Source organism: Burkholderia metallica, assembly GCF_902832845.1.
Lineage (GTDB): Bacteria > Pseudomonadota > Gammaproteobacteria > Burkholderiales > Burkholderiaceae > Burkholderia > Burkholderia metallica.
In genome coordinates this window covers 448,222-468,497 of sequence record NZ_CADFDB010000001.1, presented here as the reverse complement: position 1 = coordinate 468,497, position 20,276 = coordinate 448,222, and the positions used below count along the sequence as shown (strand labels likewise).

Genomic DNA, 20,276 nt, shown 5'->3' with positions numbered 1-20,276 from the left:
ATGCAAAGCGTTAAACAGGCTTGACCAGTCGGTGCGACGGAATACCAAACGTCACGCGATGCACTTCATGCTAATTGATCTGCATCACGAAACTTCTGTCATGCGAAACGAACACTTCCCATAGAAACATCGATCGACAATCGGCCGCTCACGACAACCCCGTCGCGAGCGGCCGCCCCCTTAAAACTTCCACAACAGATTGCCGTACAGCGCGTGGTCGCTGATGCTGCCGCCGAGCTGGCCGCTATACGACAACCCGAGCGACAGGTTCTTCGTCACGGCCGCGTCGACGCCGACCTCGAGCACTGCCGCATCACGCGCGACCGGCACGCCGACCACGCTGAACGGCGAACCGCCGCTCGCGAACGACAGCTTCGCCCCCGGCTGCGTATTGCCGAACGCATGCCGCCAGCCGATCGTGCCGTAGGTCGTGACCTTGCCCTTCGTCGTGACCGCGACGTCCGTCGAAGCCCGCACGCCGAGCGTCGAGAAACCGAGGCCCGTCGTATCTGAGTCGCCCTGCAGCGCCGCCGCGCCACCGCTCTCCTTGAAGCCGTCGGTGTGCAGGCTGGCGTACGCGAGCCCAACGAACGGTTCGAGCGCGACATTGCGGAACGCCGTCGAGTAGCCGATCTCGGTGAACACCTGCGTCGCGTTCGCGTCGTAGCTGGCCGTATCGTGATCGGCAAAGCTGCCGAACGACGGATTGCGCTCGCTGTGCACGCGGTACCACGACTGCGACACACCGCCGCGCACGTTCCACGCGTCGTACCGGCCGCTCGCATACAGCGCGATCGTCTCGCCGTTTGCCTTCGCCGATTCGTTCTGGTCGGTATTGAGCAGGCTGCGCGACGCGCCACCCGCGATACCGACGCGCCAGTGGCTGCTGACCTCCGCGTCCGTACCGACGATGAAGCCGTACAGGTTGCGGTCGACCGTCGCGACGCCATCGCCGTCGAAGCGGCTATGCGACCCGTACAGCCGCCCCCAGACCGCGGGCTTGAACGATTTGGCCGGTGTGCAGCCGTTCTCCGCGGCCATGCGCCGGTCGAGCGCAGCCGAATGATCGTCCGCCGACACCGGCGCCTCGCATCCGCACAGCGCGCCGCCCGGTTGCGAACCGAGCCGCGCACGATCGAGCACCGCGTCGCGCACATAGCGGCTATCCGACAGCAGCACGCTGCGCGTACTCGGATACAGATCGCCGGCCAGTTGCGTGAATGCACGGCTCGCGGTCGGCGCATCCGACGTCAGCACCGTATCGAACAGCGGGTTGCCGGCGCCGAGCGTGCCGACCGCACCCGCCACCGCTTGCCCGTCCGGCGTCGTCGCCACCGACGAGAACGGCGTGCCGTTCGGCGCCAGCGACATCAGCACCTGCGCCGGGTTGTACGTAAGCGTCGGCGTGAGGAACGCATACGTCGAGTTCACCGCGCTGAACTGGCCTTGCACACCCGCGCCGGCATTCACGATCGTGTAGAGCTTGCCCGGCTGGTATTGCCCAGTCGCCGCGACGACCTGTACCGACCCGCCGTTGAGCGTGGCGGAGCCGGTCACGTCGAGGCCGCCGCTCTGTTGCGGCGTCGCGCCGACCTGCAGCGTCGAGCCCGGCTGGAACGTCGCGTTGCCCGCGACCTTCAGCGGCTGCCCGAGCTGCAGCACCGATGCGGTGCCGCCGCCCGACACGACCAGGCCGCCGATCGTGCCCGTGCCCGTGATGGTCGCGCCGTTGCCGACGGTCACCGGCGAGCCGGCGAGCGAACCGGTAACGGCGAGCGTGCCGCCCGTGACGGTCGTCGGCCCGGACAGCGTGTTCGTGCCGCTCAGCACTTGCGCGCCCGTCCCGGCCAGCGTCAGCGGGCCGGTGCCCGACAGCGTGCCCGCGAACGTGCTGGTGCCCGCGGTGTTGACCGTCAGCGGCGTACTGCCGAGATTCACGTTCGAGCCCGTCGTGCCCGACAGCACACCGATCGACTGCGGCGAAGCGGAACCCGCGAGGTTCAGCGTCGCGCCGCTGCCGGCGAGCGTCATCGGGCTGGTCGGCGCGAGACTGCCTGCGCCGGAGAGTGCGAGCGTGCTGCCGCTGCCGATCGTCGTGCCGCCGGTGTACGTGTTGGCGCCCGTCAGCGTCTGCGTGCCGCCGCCCTGTACCGCGAAGCCACCGGTGCCGACGATCGAGCCGCCGTACGCGCCGCCCGTCGAGCCGGCCACGGTCAGCGTGTTGCCGCCGAGGTTCACGGTCGAACCGGCTGCGCCGGACAGCGCGCTCGCCGTCTGCGGGCTGCTCGCGCCGCCGAGATCCAGCGTGCTGCCGTTTCCGGCCAGCGTCACCCCGCTCGCTGCCGACAGGCTGCCCTTGCCGCCGACCGCCAGCGTGCTGCCGCTGCCGATCGTCGTGCCGCCGGTGTACGTGTTGGCACCACTGAGCGTGGTCGTCGACGGGCCGCTCACAGCCAGGTTGCCGCTCCCCGAAATCGGGCCGCCGAGGCCGAGGTTGTTCGCGCCGCCGACCGTCAGCGTCGAGCCCGTGCCGAGATTCACTGCGTTGCCGAGCGTCGTGCCTGCCACGGTCGTACCGAGCGTGCCGCCCTTGCCGCCGACGTTCAGCGTGCCGCTGCCGAGCGCCGTCGACGTGCCGGCCAGCAGCGTGCCGCCGCCGGTGACGTTGGTGCCGCCGGCATAGCTGTTCGCGCCCGACAGCGTCGTCGTCGCCGGGCCGGTGAGCGACAGCGTGCCGTTGCCGGAGATCGCGCCGGTCAGGCCGAGGCTGTTGGCGCCGCCCACGGTCAGCGTCGAACCCGTGCCGAGGTTCACCGCGTTGGCCAGCGTCGTGCCCGGCGTGCCGGCCGTCAGCGTGCCGCCTGCGCCGCTCGCGTTCAGTGCGCCGGTGCCGAGCGCGGTGTTGCTGCCCGCGACCAGCGTGCCGCCACCGTTCAGGTTCGTGCCGCCCGTGTACGTGTTCGACCCGGTCAGCGTTTCGGTGCCCGTGCCGCCGAGCGTCAGGCTGCCGCCCGTGCCGGCGATCGTACCGCCGTACGTGCCGCTGCCCGTGCCGCCCAGCGTCAGGTTGTTGCCGCCGAGGTTCACCGTCGAACCGGCCACGCCCGACAGCGTGCCCGTCGTCTGCGGCGTCGTCGCGCCGCTCAGGTCGAACGTTGCGCCCGCACCGGTCAGGCTCACCGGGCTGCTGCCGGACAGGCTGCCGCCCGCGCCGATCGCCAGCGTGCCGCTGTTGATCGTCGTCGCACCCGTGTACGTGTTGTTGCCCGTCAGCGTTTCGGTGCCGGTGCCCGACAGCGTCAATCCGCCCGTGCCTGCCACGGTGCCGCCGTACGTGCCGTTACCGGAACCGCCGAGCGTCAGCGTGTTGCTGCCCAGATTCACCGTCGAACCGGAGACACCCGACAGCGCGCCCGTCGTCTGCTGCGTCGTGGCCGCGCTCAGGTCCAGCGTCGCCCCGGTGCCAGCAAGGTCGAGCGCGCTGCCCGACGACAGGCTGCCGCCCGCGCCGACCGCCAGCGTGCTGCCGTTGCCGATCGTCGTGTTGCCGGTGTACGAGCTGGTGCCGGTGAGCGTCGTCGTCGACGGGCCGCTCACCGCGAGGTTGCCGCTGCCCGAGATCGCACCGCCGAGGCCGAGGTTGTTCGCGCCGCCGACCGTCAGCGTCGAACCTGCGCCAAGATCGATTGCGTTGGTCAGCGTCGTGCCGGCCACGCTCGTGCCCAGCGTGCCGCCTGCGCCGCTCGTGTTCAGCGCGCCGGTGCCGAGTGCCGAACCGTTGCCGGCCAGCAGCGTGCCGCCGCCCGTCAGGTTCGTGCCGCCCGAATACGTGTTGTTGCCCGTCAGCGTTTCGGTGCCCGTGCCGCCGAGCGTCAGGCTGCCGCCCGTGCCGGCGATCGTGCCGCCGTACGTGCCGCTGCCCGAACCGCCGAGCGTCAGGTTGTTGCCGCCGAGGTTCACCGTCGAACCGGAGACACCCGACAACGCACCCGTCGTCTGCGGCGTCGTCGCCCCGCTCACGTCCAGCGTCGAGCCCGTGCCGGCCAGATCGATCGCGCTGCCGCCCGACAGGCTGCCGCCCGCGCCGACCGCCAGCGTGCTGCCGTTGCCGATCGTCGTGTTGCCGGTGTACGAGCTGGCGCCGGTGAGCGTCGTCGTCGACGGACCATTCACCGCGAGGTTGCCGCTGCCCGTGATCGCGCCGCCCAGGCCCAGATTGTTCGCACCGCCAACCGTCAGCGTCGAACCCGCACCGAGATTCACCGCGTTGCCGAGCGTCGTGCCTGCTACGGTCGTGCCGAGCGTACCGCCTGCGCCGCTGGTGTTCAGCGCCCCCGTGCCGAGTGCCGAACCGTTACCGGCCAGCAGCGTGCCACCGCCTGTCAGGTTCGTGCCGCCCGAATACGTGTTGTTGCCCGTCAGCGTTTCGGTGCCCGTACCGCCCAGCGTCAGGCTGCCGCCCGAACCCGCGATCGTGCCGTCGTACGTTCCGCTACCCGAACCGCCGAGCGTCAGGTTGTTGCCACCGAGATTCACCGTCGAACCCGCCACGCCCGACAACGCACCCGTCGTCTGCGGCGTCGTCGCGCCGCTCAGATCGAACGTTGCGCCCGCACCGGTCAGGTTCACCGGCGTCGACCCCGACAGGCTGCCGCCTGCGCCGATCGCCAGCGTGCCGCTGTTGATCGTCGTCGCACCGGTGTACGTGTTGGCGCCCGTCAGCGTTTCGGTGCCGGTGCCGCTCATCGTCACGCCGCCCGTGCCGGCAATATTGCCCGCATAGGTGCCGCTGTCCGATCCGCCGAGCGTCAGGTTGTTGTTGCCGAGATTCACCGTCGAACCGGCTACCCCCGAGATCGCACCGGTCGACTGCGGCGATGACGCACCGCTCAGGTCGAGCGTCGCGCCGGACGCCGTCAGGCTGACCGGGCTGCTCGACGACAAGCTGCCGTTGCCGCTGATCGCCAGCGTGCCGCTGTTGATCGTCGTCGCGCCGGTGTACGTGTTGTTGCCCGTCAGCGTTTCGGTGCCGGTACCCGACAGCGTCAACCCGCCCGTGCCGCCGATCACACCGCCGTACGTGCCGCTGGCTGCGCCGCCGAGCGTGAGCGTATTGCCGCCCAGGTTCACGTTCGTGCCCGCGCCGCCGGACAACGCGCCGCTCGTCTGCGGCGACGTCGCCGCGCTCAGATCGAGCGTCGAGCCCGTGCCGGCCAGGTCGATCGCGCTGCCGCCGGACAGGCTGCCGCCTGCACCGACCGCCAGCGTGCTGCCGTTGCCGATCGTCGTGTTGCCGGTGTAGGAGCTGGTGCCGGTAAGCGTCGTCGTCGACGGGCCGGTCACCGCGAGGTTGCCGCTACCCGAGATCCCGCCGCCGAGGCCCAGATTGTTCGCACCGCCAACCGTCAGCGTCGAACCCGCACCGAGATTCACCGCGTTGCCGAGCGTTGTACCGGGCGTGCTCGCGGCCAGCGTGCCGCCTGCGCCGCTCGTGTTCAACGCGCCCGTGCCGAGCGCCGAGCCGCTGCCCGCGATCAGCGTGCCGCCGCCGCTCAGGGTCGTGCCGCCCGTGTACGTGTTGTTGCCGGTCAGCGTTTCAGTGCCGGTGCCCGACAGCGTCAGGCTGCCGCCCGCACCCGCGATCGTGCCGCCGTACGTGCCGTTGCCCGTGCCGCCGAGCGTCAGGTTGTTGCCGCCGAGGTTCACCGTCGAACCGGCCACGCCCGACAGCGTGCCCGTCGTCTGCGGCGTCGTCGCGCCGCTGACGTCGAAGGTGGCGCCCGCACCGGCCAGGTTCACCGGGCTGCTGCCGGACAGGCTGCCGCCCGCGCCGATCGCCAGCGTGCCGCTGTTGATCGTCGTCGCACCCGTGTACGTGTTGTTGCCCGTCAGCGTTTCGGTGCCGGTACCCGACAGCGTCAACCCGCCCGTGCCGCCGATCACGCCCCCGTACGTGCCGCTGGCTGCGCCGCCGAGCGTGAGCGTATTGCCGCCCAGGTTCACGTTCGTGCCCGCGCCGCCGGACAGCGCGCCGCTCGTCTGCGGCGACGTCGCCGCGCTCAGATCGAGCGTGGCGCCGGTACCCGACAGGTCGATCGCGCTGCCGCCCGACAGGCTGCCGCCTGCGCCGACCGCGAGCGTGCTGCCGTTGCCGATCGTCGTGTTGCCGGTGTATGAGCTGGCCCCTGTGAGCGTCGTCGTCGACGGGCCGGTCACCGCGAGGTTGCCGCTGCCCGAAATCGCGCCGCCGAGGCCCAGATTGTTCGCACCGCCGACCGTCAGCGTCGAGCCGCTGCCCAGATTCACGTTGTTGGTCAGCGTCGTGCCGGCCACGCTCGTGCCGAGCGTACCGCCAGCGCCACTCGTGTTCAACGCGCCGGTGCCGAGCGCCGAACCGCCGCCCGCGATCAACGTGCCACCGCCGCTCAGGGTCGTGCCGCCGGTGTACGTGTTGTTCCCGGTCAGCGTTTCGGTGCCGGTGCCCGACAGCGTCAGGCTGCCGCCCGCACCCGCGATCGTGCCGCCGTACGTGCCGTTGCCCGTGCCGCCGAGCGTCAGGTTGTTGCCGCCGAGGTTCACGGTCGAGCCGGCCACGCCCGACAGCGTGCCCGTCGTCTGCGGCGTCGTTGCGCCGCTGAGGTCGAAGGTGGCGCCCGCACCGGCCAGATTCACCGGGCTGCTGCCGGACAGGCTGCCGCCCGCGCCGATTGCCAGCGTGCCGCTGTTGATCGTCGTCGCGCCGGTGTACGTGTTGGTGCCGGTCAGCGTTTCCGTGCCCGTGCCGGACATCGTCAACCCGCCGGTGCCGCCGATCGTGCCCGCATAGTTGCCGTTGCCGGTACCGGCCAGCGTCAGCGTATTGCCGCCGAGGTTCACGTTCGTGCCCGCTACGCCGGACAGCATGCCGCTCGTCTGCGGCGTGGTCGCCGCGCTGATGTCGAGCGTCGCGCCCGTGCCGGCGAGGTCGAGCGCGCTGCCCGACGACAGGCTGCCGCCCGCGCCGACCGCCAGCGTGCTGCCGCCGCCGATCGTCGTGTTGCCGGTATAGGTGTTCACGCCCGTGAGCGTGGTCGTCGACGGGCCGCTGACCGACAGACCGCCGCTGCCCGAGATCCCGCCGCCCAGCCCGAGATCGTTCGCACCGCCAACCGTCAGCGTCGAACCCGCGCCGAGATTCACCGTATTGCCGAGCGTCGTGCCGCCGACGCTCGTGCCGAGCGAGCCGCCCGCGCCCGTGACGTTCAGCGCGCCGGAACCGAGTGCGCTGCCGTTGCCGGCGATGAGCCCGCCACCGCTCAACGTGGTGCCGCCGTCATAGGTGTTCGTGCCGGTGAGCGTCGTGGTGCCCGCGCCGGTCTGCGCCAGGGCGCCGCTACCGGAAATCGTACCGCTCAGGCCAAGATCGTTCGAACCGTTCAGCCCGAGCGTCGCACCCGCGCCGAGGTTCACTGCGTTGCCGAGCGTCGTGCCGCTCACGCTCGCGTTCAGCGTGCCGTTGCCGGTCACGTTCAGTGCGCCGGTGCCCAGCGCCGAATTGCTGCCCACGCTCAGTCCGCCGCTGCTCAGCGTCGTGCCGCCGCCGTAGGTATTCGCGCCGCCGAGCGTGGTCGTGCCCGAGCCGGACTGCACCACGCCGCCTGCACCGGAAATCATGCCGTTCAGCCCGAAGTCGAATGCACCGCCGAGATTCAGCGTCGAGCCGATGCCCAGATCGACGGCGTTCGCCAGCAGGAGGTTCGCCGTGCTCGCGCTGAGCGCGCCGCCGCTGCCGGTCACGTTGAGCGTGCCCGTGCCGAGCGCCGTGTTGCTGCCGACCGACAGGCCGCCCGCGCTCAGCGTCGTGCCGCCCGTGAACGTGTTCGCGCCGGTGAGCGCGGTCGTTCCGCTGCCGGTTTGCGCGAGACTGCCGCCGCCGCCGATGATGCCGCCGAGGCCCAGGTCGTTCGTGCCGCCGAGCGTCAGTGCCGAACCGGTGCCGAGATTCACCGCGTTGTTCAGCGTCGTGCCGGCAACGCTCGCGGCCAGCGTGCCGCCTGCACCGCCGATGTTCAGCGCGCCCGTGCCGAGTGCCGCACCGTTGCCGGCGAGCAGCGTGCCGCCGCCGGTCAGGCTCGTGCCGCCCGTGTAGCTGTTCGCACCATTCAGCGTTTCGGTACCCGTGCCCGACAGCGTCAGGCTGCCGCCGGCCCCGGCGATCGTGCCGCCGAACGTGCCGCTGCCTGCGCCGCCCAGCGTCAGGCCGTTGCCGCCGAGATTCACCGTCGAACCGGCCACGCCCGACAGCGTGCCGATCGTCTGCGGCAGCGCCGCGCCGCTCAGGTCGAACGCCGCGCCGGCGCCGCCCAGATTCACTGCGCCGCCCGCCGCGAGGCTGCCGCCCGCGCCGATCGCCAGCGTGCCGCTGTTGATCGTCGTGCCGCCCGTGTACGTGTTCGCACCAATCAGCGTTTCCGTGCCGGTGCCGGCCAGCGTCAGCCCGCCCGCCCCGCCGATCGTGCCGCCGAACGTGCCGTTGCCGGCGCCGCCGAGCGTCAGCGTATTGCCGCCGAGGTTCACGGCCGAGCCGGCCGTGCCGACCAGCCCGCCCGTCGTCTGCGGCGACGTCGCCGCGCTCAGGTCGAGCGTCGCGCCCACGCCAGTCAGGTCGAACAAGCTGCCGCCCGACAGGCTGCCGCCCGCGCCGACCGCCAGCGTGCTGCCGTTGCCGATCGTCGTGTTGCCGGTGTAGCGGCCCGCTCCCGTGAGCGTCGTGATCGACGGGCCGGTCACCGACAGATTGCCGCCGCCCGAAATCGCGCCGCCGAGGCCGAGGTTGTTCGCACCACCGACCGTCAGCGTCGCGCCCGCGCCCAGATTCACCGCATTGCCGAGCACGGTGCCGCCGACGCTCGTGCCGAGCGAGCCGCCCGCGCCCGTTACGTTCAGCGCGCCGGTGCCGAGTGCGCTGCCGTTGCCGGCGATGAGTCCGCCGCCGCTGAGCGTCGTACCGCCCGTGTACGTGTTCGCGCCGAGCAGCGTCGTCGTGCCGGTGCCGGTTTGCGCCAGACCGCCGCCACCCGACAGCACCCCGCCGAGGCTCAGGTCCGCCGAACCGTTCAGCCCCAGCGTCGCGCCGGCGCCGAGGTTCACCGCATTGCCGAGCACGGTGCCGGCGACGTTCGTGGCGAGCGTGCCGCCCGCGCCGGTCACGTTCAGCGCGCCCGCGCCGAGTGCGCTGCCGTTGCCCGCGATGAGCCCGCCGCCACTCAGCGTCGTGCCGCCCGTGTACGTGTTCGTGCCGGTGAGCGTCGTCGTGCCCGTGCCCGTGCCCGTTTGCGCGAGACCGCCGTTGCCGGCGATCGTGCCGCTCAGGCCGAGATCGTTCGCGCCGTTCAACCCGAGCGTGACGCCGGCGCCGAGATTGACCGCGTTGCCGATCGTCACGCCCGGCACGCTGGCGCCGAGCGACGCCGAGCCGTTGACGTCGAGTGTGCCGAGGCCAAGCGCCGCGCCGCTGCCGACGATCAGGTCGCCGCCCGTCAGCGCCGTGCCGCCCGCGTACGTGTTGTTGCCGGTGAGTGCCTGCGAGCCGGTGCCGGAAAGCGTGAGCCCGCCCGCCCCGCCGATGTTGCCCGCGAAGACGCCGCTACCGCTGCCTGCCAGCGTCAGGTGGTTCGAACCGAGATCGATCGTCGAACCCGCGACACCCGACAGCGTGCCGATCGACTGCGGCGTGGTCGCCCCGGCGATGTTGAACTGCGCACCGGCGCCCGCCAGGTTGACGGGGCTCGACGCGGCGAGGCTGCCGCCCGCGCCGATCGCGAGCGTGCCGCTGCCGATCGTGGTGCCGCCGGTGAACGTCTCGGCCGCGGTGAGCGTCGTCGTGCCCGGGCCGTTCACGGACAGGCCGCCGGCGCCGGAAATGATCCCGCCCAGCCCGAGATCGTTCGCACCGCCAACCGTCAGTGCCGCGCCCGCGCCGAGCTGGATCGCATTGCCGAGCACCGTGCCGCCGACGGTCGTGCCGAGCGAGCCGCCCGCACCGGTCACGTTCAGCGCACCCGTGCCCAGTGCGGCGCCGTTGCCGGCGAGAATGCCGCCGCCGCTCAGCGTCGTACCGCCCGTGAACGTGTTCGCCCCCAGCAGCGTCGTGATGCCCGAGCCGACTTGCGCGAGGCCGCCGTCACCGGCGATCACGCCGCCCAGGCCAAGATCGTTCGAACCGGTGAGCGCGAGCGTCGCACCCGTGCCGAGATTGACCGCATTGTTCAACGCGACGCCGCTCGCGCTCGCGCCGAGTGCGCCGCCCGCGCCGGCGACATTGAGCGCGCCCGTACCCAGCGCCAGATTGTTGCCGGCGAGCAGCGTGCCGGCGCTCAGCGTCGTGCCGCCGCCGAAGGTGTTCGCGCCGGACAGCGTGGTCGTGCCCGTGCCGTTCAGCACGAGACCGCCGGTGCCGCCGATCACCCCGCCCAGGCCGAGATCGTTCGCCCCGTCCAGCGTCAGCGACGTGCCGTTCAGGTTGATCGAATTCACGAGTGTCGCGCCTGCCGCACCCGCGTGCAGCGAGCCGCCGAGGCCGCTCACGTTCAACGCACCGCCCACGCCGAGCGCCGAGTTGCCGTCGACGATCAGGCTGCCGCCGCCCGTGAGGCTCGCGCCGCCGCTGAACGTGTTCGCACCGGACAGCGTCGTCGCGCCGGTGCCGCCGAGCGCGAGGCCGCCCGCGCCCGAGATCGTGCCGCCCAGGCCAAGATCGGCCGCGCCGTTCAGGCCGAGCGTCGCGCCTGCACCGAGGTTCACCGCATTGCCGAGCACGGTGCCGGCAACGTTCGTGGCGAGCGTGCCGCCCGCGCCGACGACGTTCAGTGCGCCGCTGCCCAGTGCGTGCCCGTTGCCCGCAATCAGGCCGCCGGCACCGAGCGTCGTGCCGCCCGTGAACGCGTTCACACCGAGCAGCGTCGTCGTACCCGTGCCGGTTTGCGCGAGGCCGCCGTTGCCCGAGATCACACCGCCCAGGCTCATGCCGGCCGTACCGTTCAGGCCGAGCGTCGCGCCCGCATCGAGATTCACCGCATTGCCGAGCAGCGTGCCGTCGGCGTTCACCGCCAGCGCGCCGCCCGTGCCCGACACATGCAGCGCGCCAGTCCCGAGTGCGCTGCCGTTGCCGGCGACGAGTCCGCCGCCGCTCAGCGCCGTACCGCCCGAGAACGTGTTCGCGCCGAGCAGCGTCGTCGTGCCGCTGCCGGTTTGCGCCAGACCGCCGTTGCCGCCGATCACGCCACCCAGGCTCATGCCGGCCGCGCCGTTCAGGCCGAGCGTCGCACCCGCATCGAGGTTCACCGCGTTGCCGAGCAGCGTGCCGCCGGCGTTCACCGCCAGCGAGCCGCCCGCGCCGGACACATGCAGTGCGCCGGTCCCGAGCGCCTGGCCGTTGCCGGCGACGAGTCCGCCGCCGCTCAGGTTCATGCCGCCCGTAAATGTGTTCAGGCCGAGCAGCGTCGTCGTACCGCTGCCGGTTTGCGCCAGACCGCCGTTGCCGCCGATCACGCCGCCCAGGCCCAGGTTCGCCGAACTGTTGAGGCCCAGCGTGACGCCACTGTCGATGTTCACCGCGTTGCCGAGCAGCGTGCCGCCGACGCTCGTCGCGAGCGTCCCGCCCGCGCCCGTGACGTTCAGCGCGCCGGACCCGAGCGCCAGGCCGGTACCGACGAGCAGCCCGCCGCCGCCCGTCAGATTCGTTCCGCCCGAGAAGGAATTCGCACCGTTCAGCGCCAGCGTGCCGGTGCCGGCCGCATTCAGTGCGCCGCCGCCCGAAATCGCGCCCGAGATCCCGAACCCGGTTGCGCCGTCGACCGTCAGCGCCGCACCGAGCGCCACGTTGTTCTGGAGGTTCACGCCGGCGGACCCGGCCTCCAGCCGGCCGCCGCTCACTGCGATCGTCCCGGTGCCCAGCGAGCCGCTGTTGTTGATGATCGCGGTACCGCCGGTGAGCGACGCGTCCGACGCGGTCGACGCGCCCGTGATGTTCCACGTGCCGCCCTGGACCGCGAGATGCGTGAAATTGCCGAACGTGTCGACCGCGATGGCGCCGTTCGCCGCCCCGCCGGACGTGTTCTGCTGCAGATTCAGCGTGTTGTTGCCGCCCAGCCCGGCATCGACGCCGAGCCCGACCGACGACCCGGTCTGCGCGTTGAACGTGTTCGACGTGCCGAGGCCCGCGCCCAGCGATACGTTGCCGGTAATGCTTCCGGCATTGGTGAAGGTATTGCCGGTGCCCACCAAGGTGCTCGGTGCAAGCACGACCGAGCCGTTGATCGCCCCGCCGCTCGCGTTCGTGAAGTTGACCTGCGCGCCGCCCGATGCGGTGACCACCTGCGTGGTCGGACCGGCGGTGAAGCCGATGCCCGTCGTGCCGATCGTGCCGGTGTTCGTGATGTTCGTCGTGCCGCCCGTGCCGTTGTAGACGGTCAATGCCGGCCCGTTGCCGAACAGCGAACTGGTCGAGCCCATCATCACGCCGTTGTTCGTGACGTTCACCGTGCTCGCGGACGTGATATTGCCGACGACCGTGCCGTTCGAAACGATGCTCAGCCCGGCCTGCGACGGGTCGATGGTCCCGTTGTTGGTCAGCGTGACGCCGCTGCCCGTGAGCGACAGCGCCGTGCCGCCGAACAGCGGCACCACCGAGACGGTCGCGCCCGATGCGACCGTCACGTTGAGATTATTCGTGCCGTTCGCATAGCTGTTGGTGGTGCCGGTACAGGTGACAGTGGGCGAGCCGGTGCAGGCGGCCAATGCGTCGGCGGGAACGATCCCCGCACTGACGAGTGCGACCAGCATGCCGGTCGGGACGAGGAGTTTCGGACGTGCTTCCGCGCGCTTTTTATTCGAACCCATGCGCATACGCATAATCACACCTTCCCATAAAGAGAATCGACGACCCGAGCCCCTTCCGCAGTTAAAAAACGCAGAAAGGAATTACCGGAATGCGTTATTCGATATTTTTAGATAAATGCCGCCCCGCCATCAAATCAATGCAGATGACTCGATTGGCAACCATCAAGAATCAATCAACCGGAATCATTTATTCGGCACTTTTTACTTTTATCCCCTCTGAGCGGTAAATTTTCCACTTTTTAAAATATGGCTGTTTCATGGAGAAACTGTTGCGTCGATCGGCATCGATGGCATCTGTGCGTATACAGATCAAACGAGCCGAACGCTGTACTCCCGCTGTACTCCATTTCCCGCCTGTCTCCCATCCCTGTTAAACAAACACTGAATTCCAGTCCCCGATTCAACCCGGTTGCGAATGAGTCGCATACAGGTTGGCTGATTCCCGATATTCGATCGTCAAGCCTCCGGCGTGATCGCGAGACAAATATAGGCATGACTCGCAAACGTTTTCCATCGAACCGGCAAGTTTTTGTCAAAACTCAACAATCTTTCTGGAACATCCGGCGATTCGCATGCGGGTTGTAAATTTCATGTTTTAACTAAAGCACGTGAATTATTAAGAATGGAAAAAAGCGGATTCCCCGGATCCTGATTTATTCTCGAATCTGCTTTAATTGGTTCACATTCGCCGTGCCGCGGTCCGGACCTGCGGAACGACAACGAGGTGTCCACGGGAGAACATCAAGATGGTGACGTTGAACATCAACAACCGGTCGGCGGAGGTCGATGCCGATCCGTCGACGCCGGTGCTCTGGGTGCTGCGCGACAACCTCGGTCTGACCGGCACCAAGTTCGGCTGCGACGCCGGCGACTGCGGCGCCTGTACCGTGCACGTCGACGGCCGGCCCGTGCATAGCTGCACGCTGGCGCTGTCGACGGTCGGGAGTGCGCACGTCACGACGTCCGAACATCTCGCCGACGATGCGGTCGGCAAGGCCGTCCTCGATGCCTGGATCCGGCACGACGTCGCGCAGTGCGGCTACTGCCAGAGCGGCCAGATGATGAGCGCGGCCGGCCTGCTGCGCAGCAACAAGGCACCGACCGATGCCGACATCGACAGCGCGATGGCCGGCAACCTGTGCCGTTGCGCGACCTATCAGCGCATCCGTGCCGCGATTCACGATGCGGCTCACGCGCTTGCCTGAGCCTGCCGGGGAGACTGTGATCATGCGTATCCGCACTTTCGGGCGCCCGGCTGGCGCCGACGCCCCCCGCCGCGACGCGTCGCCCGTCACCGGGCCCGATGCGCCGATGCCCGGCCGGCGCGGCTTTCTGAAGCTCACGATGGCGGCGAGCGGCTGCCTGGCGCTCGGTATCGCGCCGACGCGCACCGCCGCGCAAACGGGCAACGCGCCGCAGGCGTCTCCACCGCAAGCATTCCTGATCATCTCGCCGGACAACACCGTCACCGTTGCCGTCAACCGCACCGAGTCCGGCCAGGGCGTCAGCACCGCGCTGCCGATGGCGCTGGCCGACGAACTGGATGCGGACTGGCGCAACGTGCGCCCCGTGCTCGCGCCGGCCGGCGAGCCGTACAGGGACCCGGTGACCGGCATCCAGATGACGGGCGGCTCGACGTCGGTCAACCATTCGTTTACGCAATACCGCGAACTCGGCGCATCGGCACGCGCGATGCTCGTCGCCGCGGCGGCCCGGCGCTGGAACGTCGATCCCGCCACGTGCCGCACCGCGAACGGCGTCGTGACGTCGGGCAGCCATCGTGCGACCTACGGTGAACTGGCACCCGACGCGATGGCGATGCCCGTGCCGCAGCACGTGCCGCTGAAGTCGCCCGATCAGTTCCGCATCATCGGCAAGCCGACGCCGCGCGTCGATTCGCGCGCGATGCTCGACGGCACGCTCAAGTATGGAATGGACTGGAGCCTGCCCGACATGATGGTGGCCGTCGTTGCGCGGCCGCCGCGCTTCGGCGGACAGGTCGCGAGCTACAACGCGGCCGCGGCGCGGGCGGTCAAGGGAGTCGTCGAGGTCGTCGAGATTCCGACCGCTCGCGGCGGCACCGGCGTGGCCGTGATCGCGAACGGCTACTGGCCGGCCAGGCTTGGCCGCGATGCGCTGAAGGTCACGTGGAAGGACGTCGGCTCGACCGTCACGTCCGCCGAACAGATGCAGGCGTACAAGCAGCTCGCCGGCACGCCGGGGACCGTGGTGCGCACGGCCGACGCCGGCAGCGCGCCGCCGGCGGCAACGCGAATCCGGAAGGACTACGAATTTCCGTATCTCGCGCACGCCGCGATGGAACCGCTCAGTTGCACGGTCGATGTCGGCCCGGCGAGCTGCGCGTGCGGCATCAAGATCTGGGGCGGTTCGGCGATGCAGACGACCGATCGCGCAGCGGTTGCCAAGGCGCTGGGCGTCGCGCCGTCGAAGGTGCAGATCTTCACGATGACGTCCGGCGGCGACTACGGCCGGCGCTCGACGCCGACGTCGGACTACGTGGTCGAAGCCGCCCGCGTGTCCGCCGCCTACCTGGCGGCCGGCCATCTGGGCCCGGTCAAGACGATCTGGACGCGCGAAGACGATCTGCGCGGCGGCTATTACCGCCCGATGGTGCTGCATCGCGTCGACATCGGCGTCGACGGCAGCGGCGCGGTGCGGGACTGGCAGCACGTCGTCGTCGGTCAGTCGGTGCTGAAGGGGTCGCCGCTCGAGCGCACCACCATTCGCAAAAGCGGCACCGATCCCGACCTGACCGAAGGGGTGGCGAACAGCCCGTACGGTTTCCCGATGCAGGTGTCCGTCCATCAGACGGACGTCGACGTGCCGGTTCAGTCGTGGCGCTCGGGCGGCAATACCCATACGGCGTTCGTGATGGAAACGCTCGTCGACGAGCTCGCGCATTCGGCGCGCCAGGACCCGGTCGCCTACCGGATGGCGCGCCTGTCCGGTCCCGAGCACGCGCACCATCGCGACGCGCTCGCCCTGGCCGTCGACAAGTCGGGCTACGGCACGCGCACGCTGCCTGCCGGGCACGCGTGGGGCGTCGCGATGCACGAAACCGCCGGCACGGTCGTCGCGTATGTGACGGAAGTGTCGATCGAAGCGCAGCAACCGCGCGTGCACCGCGTGACGGCCGGCGTGTATGCCGGCCGCATCGTGAACCCGACCGGCGCGGAAGCCCAGATTCAGGGCGGTGCGCTGTTCGGCCTCGCGACGACGAAGCCGGGTTTCGCGATCGACGTCGAGCATGGCGCGGTCCGCAACGCCGGTTTCGCCGACTACTCGCCGGTGCGGATGCAGGAGGCGGCACCGGTGGACGTGTTCTTCGTTCCGTCTGATGCGCATCCGACCGGGTTGAGCGAAGCCGGCGTGCCGCCGATCGCGCCGGCCGTCGCCAACGGCGCGTTCGTGCTGACCGGCGAACGGATGCGTGCGCTGCCGTTCGCACCGATGGCGGTCGCGTCGACCGCGCCGGCGCTGCCGGCCGCCGCGGCCGCGGAAGACGATCCGTACGCCGACCTCCCGGCCGGCGGTTGCCGGATTCCGCGCAAGGCGAAGGCGTCGGCGCTCAAGCCGAAGGTCGAGCACAGCACGGCGGCTGTCGGGCAGCCGCCCGCGGTGCCGAAATTCCTGCGGCCGAAGCGGCGCGCGGGGATTCCGTGTATCGACAAGCTGAAGAACGGCACGGTGACGTAAGCGGGCGTCCCGCGGCGACGCGGGCAGCGCCGCTCGTCGCACGGCGTCTGGCCGGGCGCGAAGCTGCGCCAGCGAAATACGCGCTTCTTTCGATCCGCGTCGTTTTGCTTGCCCCGTCGCCGGATCCGTTGTCTTTCTGATGCCGGCGCAGCCGGCGTTTTCCGCTGTGTCGGCAGTACGAACCGCGCGCTGCACGAACACGTAGTGGATACGCTTGACGGTCGAGATGATCGTGTTGCGTGCCGTCAGGCGGAAGCTCTCCATGCTGTAGTGAGCGGTGACGATGCCTTCGCGCCGTGACCACCCCAGCGACGCCAGTTGCGCGTCGGACAGCGGCTCGGTCTCGATGGCGGAGATCCGCAACGGCACCACCTTGTTTGCGAGCAAACCGAGCTGCGGGGTGTAGGCATTGGTAGCAAACAGCAGCACCGGGGCGCTCGCGCTGCCGCGCGGGGTCTTCACCTGGATGACCGGGCCTTCGGTGTAAGACAGCAGCGGCGTGTTCTCGTACAGCTTCACGCCGGCCCGCAGCGCGGCACGCCGCAGCCCCATCACGTATTTGCCCGGGTGGAGCGTGCCGCCGGTCGGTGTGTATTCGCCAAAGAGAAACGCGGGGGGAATTCCGCGCGCGCGCATTTGGGCCTGATCCAGAAATTGCGACTTGTGGCCGAGCTCGGCGCCGATCCGCATCTCGTCGCGGATCTTCTGCTCCTGCGACGGATGCACGCCCGCACGGATCCATCCGGACTGCACGTACTCGCAATCGATATCGTGCTCCTTGAGCTTGCCTTCGACGAAGCCGACGGCGGCGTCGTAATACCGGACGATCTGCGTCGCCTGCTCCTTGCTGATATCGCGAAGCATCAGGTCGTATTCGAGCCCCATGGCGCCTGCCAGGTAGCCCGCGTTGCGCCCGCTCGCGCCAAAGCCGGGAAACTCGCGCTCGATCACGACCACTTTCGCGCCTTGCCGGGCGAGTTCCACTGCCGCGGAAAGGCCCGCGAAACCGGCGCCGACAATCACCACATCCGCGCTGACGTCGCCCTCGAGCGCGGGCTGCAGGTCATCGGGCTTTTCAACCCATCCGCCCAGCGCCCGATATTTTTCGAGGTCGGCTCGCTCCTTGCCGTCCTCCACGGGTTCCGTGCGTGCATCCTGCATCGCCACCACGGCAGGCACGACAACGGCCGCGGCTGCCGCACCTTTCACGAAATTGCGCCGCGTCATTCCCGCACGCTTATCTGGCTTTTCCTGCTTCGTATCGTTAGCCGTACTCATTTCAGACTCCGTCAATCCTTGCTCAAAATGTGGACGGCCACTGCCGCCTCTTCCATGCGCTGCATCGCGTCGCCGTTTTCCTGGATCGCAGCGCGCGCACGCTGCACCTGACGCACACCGGCGTTGCCGGGCAGCTGCGTGACGAGGTCATCGCGTTCCGATGCCGGTCGCATCCAGTGGGTGGTCTTTCGACTCCAGACCACCCGACGGTTTGATGGGAGTACGGCCGCCGACGATGGTGCGCGGCACATCCGTTGAAGCCGGCTCGCACGTCCAAGCGAAGGAGAACCTGCGCCTTTCTGCCGTTCGCTACCCGCCCGGGAACGCGTTTCGCACTTCTCCGGGACGCCTTTCGCATGCAGATCCGCTCTGCAACGAATGAAATCCATCACCTCGCCCCGGAGCCTGAATCGATCACCAAGAGACGTATCGTCGGCCCTTAAAGTACGTTATGACGGCCTAATATTAACGTTGCGTCGGCCTACACTCAAGCGCGAAAAAATTAGGGAAAACACCGACCGGGCACGAGGAAAACGATGTCGAACCGACTCGAATTCGCATGCCGCAAGGCGCGGAATTGCACGATGGGCCAATAAAGATGTTCCGGGGCGCAAGGTTGCCGCGGGCAGCACGCCGCCATGCACTGGAGTGAAAAAACGTAAGGGGCGCGTTGCGCACTCAGCCAGTCATTGCTCGCGCACAAAAGCATGGAGGGAAAGAAGCGGCATTTTTCCCCTTCCGTCGGATAGGCCTATAATTTACAGAAACCTTGTATTAGCCATGGGAGCGTCAACGTGCAAAACAGCGCGATCAAGGAAGAAACCCCTGACCATTCGGAGGGCGCCAAGTCCGCCGCGCGGCCGTCGTCACGGCGCAATCGCGAACAGCGCATTCGAGAGATCATCGATACCGCGCGCCAGGTCTTTCAGGAGGACGGCTATGCCGGGTTCGCGATCCGCCGTGTAGCGGATCGCATGGGAATCACCCATGGCAATCTCCAGTACTACTTCCGAACGACGGAAGAGTTGCTGCGCACCGCGCTCCCGGCCTACCTGAGCCAGGTCATGGAGGACTACAAAGCGATCGCGAGCCGCCCGGGCATGGGTGCTGCGCAACGTTGCTCCGCGCTGATCAATCGCATTTTCCAGAACATCAACGAGACCGATCTACCGAAGTTCATGGTCGAGATCTGGGCCTTCGCATCGCATGAAGCCTATGTCGCGGAAATGCTGCGCGACATGCAGGCGCGGTATCGAGGCATCTTCGAGAAATTGCTGTCGGAGCTTCACCCGACGTTGTCCAGTGACGCATGCCAGGTGCGTGCCGCCGTGATCGTCGCGCAGATGGACGGCATGACGATATTCGCGTCCCACGGCGATTACCCCGGAAAAGACTATGTGGAGTTGATCCGCGTCGCCAAGCGAGCCGTAAAAATGGTGATGAGCGCGTCGCCACAGATGCTCGAGAGCGAAGCGCCACATCGTCGTCCGCGTGTCCTTCACGACGGCAGCCATACCCCGATCAGCGTCTTCGGATCGAATGGGGACCTCCAGCCCGGGCTACTGGATCTCCGGGCGCACCAGTCGACCCAGGACGCCTTCCATTACCGGCCGACGGCCCAGGGCAAGCGCAGGGAACTCAAGATCAACGAGATCGTCTCCACCGCCGCCAACCTTCTGGCGACAGAAGGCTATGCAAACTTCACCCTGGCACGGGTGGCGAGAGAACTCGGCATCCTGCCCTCGGTGCTCCAGAACTATTTCCCGACCCATGACGACCTGCTGCGCTCGACACTTGACGCGGTGGGACGAGCTTATCTGGACCACTACGCGGAGCTCGGCAAGCCGAGCGGAAAGTCGGCGCTGGAGCGCCTGTGCGACATCGCCGCAGACGTCTTCGAGGAAGTCTGTGTTCCCGAGGTGCAACAACTCTGGATCGAGATGTTCGCTCTGGCTCAACATTCGGATATCACGCGTGAAATCGTGGGAAGGGGCTACGCGGCGTACCGGGTGGTCTGCACGGATCTCATCCGGGAGATCGATTCGTCGGCGACCGCGCGCGAATGCCTCGCGCGCGCGACACTCATCGCGGCGCTGGTGGACGGTGTCATCGTGCTGAGGTTCGGTACGCAGAATCAACCGGTGAACGCGGACCGCGCATTCGAACTGATGATGGCGATGACGGCGCTCATCGGGCAGGGGCGCATTGTCGCGAATGACGCGTCATGAAGCAACCGCATCCGCAGGCGGCATCGATATGCTCATCGACCGCCTGCCCTTATCAGAGGGTGCTGCCGTAGGCGCCGCTCCCCGGCGGCCGAATCACGGGATGTACGCATTTGACAATGGCCGGTTCCATCCTCGCGAGTGCACCCGGCAATTTTCCGTACAGTAGCACCAGGA

General features: G+C 68.7%; 4 protein-coding genes and 2 pseudogenes. 3 read left to right on the top strand and 3 right to left on the bottom strand.

Annotated elements, in window-relative coordinates; all coding sequences use genetic code 11:
• Positions 1–180: 180 nt before the first annotated feature.
• Entirely contained in the window at positions 181–12,891 is a 12,711-nt protein-coding gene (locus tag HWX08_RS02050; RefSeq protein ID WP_174920647.1) for an autotransporter-associated beta strand repeat-containing protein, read from the bottom strand.
• 734 nt (positions 12,892–13,625) lie between these two features.
• On the opposite strand from HWX08_RS02050, the gene HWX08_RS02045 reads away from it, so the two are divergent.
• Together HWX08_RS02045 and HWX08_RS02040 are read left to right on the top strand one after the other, a co-directional pair.
• Entirely contained in the window at positions 13,626–14,084 is a 459-nt protein-coding gene (locus HWX08_RS02045) for a (2Fe-2S)-binding protein (RefSeq protein ID WP_174920646.1), read from the top strand.
• Between the two features lie 22 nt (positions 14,085–14,106).
• Positions 14,107–16,596, top strand: a complete 2,490-nt coding sequence (locus HWX08_RS02040; protein ID WP_174920645.1) for a xanthine dehydrogenase family protein molybdopterin-binding subunit — start codon at positions 14,107–14,109, stop codon at positions 16,594–16,596.
• 168 nt (positions 16,597–16,764) lie between these two features.
• On the opposite strand, the pseudogene HWX08_RS02035 reads toward HWX08_RS02040, so the two are convergent.
• Positions 16,765–17,757: pseudogene (locus HWX08_RS02035) on the bottom strand (NAD(P)/FAD-dependent oxidoreductase); the annotation flags it as partial.
• 128 nt (positions 17,758–17,885) lie between these two features.
• A pseudogene (locus HWX08_RS34255) lies at positions 17,886–18,108 on the bottom strand (thiolase C-terminal domain-containing protein); the annotation flags it as partial.
• 560 nt (positions 18,109–18,668) lie between these two features.
• Here HWX08_RS34255 and HWX08_RS02030 point away from each other — a divergent pair.
• Positions 18,669–20,102, top strand: a complete 1,434-nt coding sequence (locus tag HWX08_RS02030; protein ID WP_174920644.1) for a TetR/AcrR family transcriptional regulator — start codon at positions 18,669–18,671, stop codon at positions 20,100–20,102.
• Positions 20,103–20,276: the final 174 nt, after the last annotated feature.

What these genes read in the sequence shown, in the direction of transcription:
- HWX08_RS02040 (WP_174920645.1), top strand. Translation starts at nt 14,107, where the DNA reads ATGCGTATCCGCACTTTCGGGCGCCCGGCTGGCGCCGACGCCCCCCGC.
- HWX08_RS02050 (WP_174920647.1), bottom strand. Translation starts at nt 12,891, where the DNA reads ATGCGTATGCGCATGGGTTCGAATAAAAAGCGCGCGGAAGCACGTCCG.
- HWX08_RS02045 (WP_174920646.1), top strand. Translation starts at nt 13,626, where the DNA reads ATGGTGACGTTGAACATCAACAACCGGTCGGCGGAGGTCGATGCCGAT.